The organism is Dietzia cercidiphylli (assembly GCF_014145145.1).
In the GTDB taxonomy this organism is placed as follows: Bacteria; Actinomycetota; Actinomycetes; order Mycobacteriales; family Mycobacteriaceae; genus Dietzia; species Dietzia natronolimnaea.
Genome location: NZ_JAALEA010000462.1, coordinates 1 through 3744, shown reverse-complemented (window position 1 = coordinate 3744; position 3744 = coordinate 1). Strand labels below are relative to the sequence as shown.

5 protein-coding genes and 1 pseudogene are annotated in these 3744 nt (G+C 69.0%); 3 read left to right on the top strand and 3 right to left on the bottom strand.

All coding sequences use genetic code 11. The features are described from left to right. Window positions 1-40: 40 nt before the first annotated feature. Window positions 41-721, bottom strand: coding sequence for an aminodeoxychorismate/anthranilate synthase component II (locus tag G6028_RS15600; protein WP_182653882.1), 681 nt, complete (start codon window positions 719-721; stop codon window positions 41-43). A gap of 89 nt (window positions 722-810) precedes the next feature. On the opposite strand from G6028_RS15600, the gene crgA reads away from it, so the two are divergent. Together crgA and G6028_RS15590 are read left to right on the top strand one after the other, a co-directional pair. After that, complete coding sequence (gene crgA, locus G6028_RS15595; RefSeq protein ID WP_179524031.1) at window positions 811-1077, top strand: cell division protein CrgA; 267 nt, start codon at window positions 811-813, stop codon at window positions 1075-1077. Window positions 1078-1411: 334 nt separating this feature from the next. Then, window positions 1412-1948, top strand: coding sequence for a PH domain-containing protein (locus G6028_RS15590; RefSeq protein WP_241730820.1), 537 nt, complete (start codon window positions 1412-1414; stop codon window positions 1946-1948). Here the strand turns inward: G6028_RS15590 and G6028_RS15585 are convergent. Together G6028_RS15585 and G6028_RS15580 are read right to left on the bottom strand one after the other, a co-directional pair. Next, window positions 1938-2672 carry a rhomboid family intramembrane serine protease gene (locus tag G6028_RS15585; protein WP_182659417.1) on the bottom strand — a complete coding sequence of 245 codons (735 nt, stop codon included), beginning with the start codon at window positions 2670-2672 and terminating at the stop codon, window positions 1938-1940. The genes G6028_RS15590 and G6028_RS15585 overlap by 11 nt on opposite strands. A gap of 133 nt (window positions 2673-2805) precedes the next feature. Next, window positions 2806-3336, bottom strand: a complete 531-nt coding sequence (locus tag G6028_RS15580) for a peptidylprolyl isomerase (protein WP_179524029.1) — start codon at window positions 3334-3336, stop codon at window positions 2806-2808. A 71-nt stretch (window positions 3337-3407) separates the two neighbouring features. Between G6028_RS15580 and G6028_RS15575 the strand changes: the two are divergent. After that, window positions 3408-3744: pseudogene (locus G6028_RS15575) on the top strand (hypothetical protein); the annotation flags it as partial.

Sequence of the window (3744 nt, the reverse complement as noted above, 5' to 3'; positions counted from 1 at the left end):
CGGGGACTCGGCGCGCGGGGACTCGGCGCGGTGCGGCCTGTCAGGCGAGCGCGGCGCCGCGGGCCCGGTCGAGCTCCTGCTCCAGACCCGCCACCAGGGTCTCCGCAGGCTGCTCGCCGCACATGCCCAACCAGTTGGCGAGCATGCGGTGGCCGCCGTCGCTCATCACGGACTCGGGGTGGAACTGGACCCCGTGGACGGGCAGTTCGCGGTGCCGCATCGCCATGATCAGCCCGGACCCGGTCCACGCGGTGGGCACGAGTTCCTCCGGGACGGTCTCCGGGAGCACCGTCAGCGAGTGGTAGCGCGTCGCCGTGAACGGGCTGGGGATCCCGGCGAGGACGCCCGAGTCGTCGTGGGTGACCCGGCTCGTCTTGCCGTGCATGAGTTCAGCGGCCCGGTCGACCGTGGCGCCGAAGGCCTCACCGATCGCCTGGTGTCCCAGGCACACGCCCAGCACCGGGACACCCGCGCGCCCACAGACCCCGATCAGCGGGATCGTCGCTCCCGCCCGGTCCGGCGTCCCCGGGCCCGGGCTCAGCAGGACGCCGTCGAACTCGGCGACCACGCCCGCGAGCGACGCCGGGTCGTAGCCGCCGTCCGGGCCGGCGAGTCTCTCGTCGTCGTTCCGCCACACCTCGCACGTCGCGCCCAGCTGTCCCAGGTACTGGACCAGGTTGTAGACGAAGCTGTCGTAGTTGTCGACGACGAGGATGCGCATAGATGCAGCGTACTGCTGTCGTCGGGATGAACGTCCCCGGCGGGTCTTGGTAGAGTGGCCTGGATCAGCCCCACCAGTGCGAGGACGTCATGCCCAAGTCAAAGGTCCGGTCGAAGACCGAGTACACCGACGCGGCCGTCAGCCGCACCCCCGTCAAGGTCAAGGGGACGCCCACCGCGCAGTGGTACCTGATCGTGATGTTCGGTCTCATGATCCTGGGCCTGGCGTGGTTGGTGACCTACTACATCGCCGGTGAGCGGATCCCGTTCATGCAGTCCCTCGAGACCTGGCAGAACTTCGCCATCGGTTTCGGGCTGGCCGTGGTCGGGCTGCTCATGACCATGAACTGGCGCTGACACCCGTTCTACCGGAACCCCGTTCCCCGCATTCCACAGCTTAATTCACAGGTCACCCCCCGCACGACGCGGGGGGTGACCTGCATTTTCTCATCGAATTGACATCCATGCAGGTCACGGTGGTGTATTCGGCGAAGTGACCGGTGTTAGCGATGCCCGCGCCCGCGCACACAGGCTGTGGACAACTCCCTCCACACTGGGGATAAACCCTCGACGACGACGACGAGGACGACGCCGCAGGTCGGGGTGCTGCCCTCTCGAACGCGGATCGAACTCCACCCGTGTGATTCATCCACACTGTGGATTCCGCCTGTGGATAAGGGAGGATGGCGGGATGAGTGAGACAACGGCGTCCACCGGCGGACACCAGGCCGCGTCGTGGGGCCCGGGGACCCTGTGGCCGGCCGCGCAGATCGCCCTCGGGGTCGGTGCGGTGGTGGTGGGACTGACCAACCGGGATCCCCTGGGGCTCATCCTCACCGGGCTGCTGGCGCTGCTCGTGGTCCCCGCGGGGGTGATGCAGTTGATGCGGCGTCCCCGGATAGAGGTGGTGGACGGACAGCTCGCGATCAAGAAGCTCGGTGGCGTGGTGTTCGTGCCGCCGGCGCAGGTCGTCGAGGCGCGCGCGCTCGGGGTCGCGAGATGGGGCGTGCGCCAGCACCTCATGCGACTGGAGTACGTGGACGACCGGGGGCGGGAGCAGCTCGACGTGTTCACGCGGGGAGACCTGGGGACCGATCCGCGTGAGGTGAGGGAGAGGCTGGTGGGCCTGGGATTCGGGGGGACCCGGGGGCCGGGGGCCGGCGGCTCGGATGCCACGGGGTCGGATACCGGCGGGTCGGATACCGGCGGCCCCGGATCTATCGCCTGAGGACGTAACCCCACTGCATGGTGTCGGCCGCGTACCAGGCGGCCACGGCGACGAGCGCCACCAGTCCCAGGTAGGCGAGCCACGACACGGTCTCCCGACCGCCACGACCCACCCGTCCCGGCAGTCGACGGGGCAGGACCACCAGGACGACCGCTCCGAGCGCGCCCACCACCAGGCCGCCCAGGTGGGCGGCGAGGGAGATGCCGGGAACGAGGAAGCTCACGCCGATGTTGAGCACCAGCAGTATCCCGATCCCCTTGACGTCGAGGCGCATCGACATCGCGACGATCGCGTAGGCACCCATGAGGCCGAAGATGGCGCCGGACGCCCCGGCCGTGAGCGCGTTCTGGCCGTAGAACATCACGGCGACGGAGCCGCCGAAGGCCGAGACCAGGTACAGCGCGAAGAACCGGGCGTGTCCGATGCTGCGCTCGATGCCCAGACCGAGGATCCACAGCATGTACATGTTGAGCAGGAGGTGCATCGGCCCGAAATGCTGGAAGGCCGAGGTCATCAGGCGCCACCACTCGTCCCGCGCCGCGACCAGCGGCGGATAGAGCGCCGTGGCCTCGAACAGCGCCGAGGTGTGGTTGCCGAGCATGCTCCGCGACTGGGCGACCGTGGCGGCGTAGACCGCGAGGTTGGCGGTGATGAGCCACGCGGTCACCGGCTGGCGTCGGAAGAAGCGGGAGACGGCGCCGCCGCTGTGCGTCTGGGTGGTCATGGGCTGGTGTGCTGTCACCGTTCCTGGATCGTCGTGGATAGACCGACGGCGCGGGACCGGTGTTCCGGTGCCCGCGCCGCTGGCCGGGCCGTGTCGCCACGACCCTGTGGATCAGGAGTCAGGAGATCAGGAGTCAGGAGATCTCGATCGACTCGATCACGATGTCCTCGACCGGGCGGTCCATGGCGCCGGTCTTGGTGGTGGCGATGGCGTCGATGACCTTCTGCGAGTCGGCGTCCGCGACCTTCCCGAAGATGGTGTGCCGGTTGTTCAGGTGCGGAGTCGGGCCCACGGTGACGAAGAACTGCGAACCGTTGGTCCCCGGGCCGGCGTTGGCCATGGCCAGCAGGTACGGCTCGGTGAACTGGAGCTCCGGGTGGAACTCGTCCTTGAACTGGTAGCCCGGGCCGCCGCGGCCGGTTCCCGTGGGGTCGCCGCCCTGGATCATGAACCCGGAGATGACGCGGTGGAAGATCGAACCGTCGTAGAACGGGCCGGACTTCTCGCCCTTGGCGTTGGCCTGGGAGTAGTCCTTCGACCCGTCGGCCAGACCGACGAAGTTCGCGACCGTCTCCGGGGCGTGGTTGCCGAACAGATCGACGACGATGTCGCCCTTGTTCGTGTGGATGGTTGCCTTCTGCGTTGCGATGCTCACGACGACCATCCTGCCACGCGGTCCCGGTGGATGTCGGCGAGGTGGTGGTCGCTGTCCGAGGGCTGTGCCACCATCTACCCATGAGCACACGAAGCGATCGCGCCGCCGAGCGTAAGGCCATCAAGTCCGCCGAGAAGGACCTGAAGAACGCCGGCACCGCCGCCCGGAAGGCGTTCGACCTCAAGGATCCCCGCTTCCTCGGGGAGGCCGCCGTGGCCGCCACCCGCGGGCCCGCGGGCCTGGCCCTCTTCGGCGCGAGCCGCGGTATCCAGGTGCTGCGGGACCGCCGCGCGGAACAGGCGGAGATCCTGGGCAAGCTGGCCGCGGACGCCAAGCAGCACGCCGAGGACCTCCGGGAGCAGTCGTCCGTTCTCACCGCCCCGCAGGAGAAGCCCAAGTCCCGTCGCCGCCTCGCCC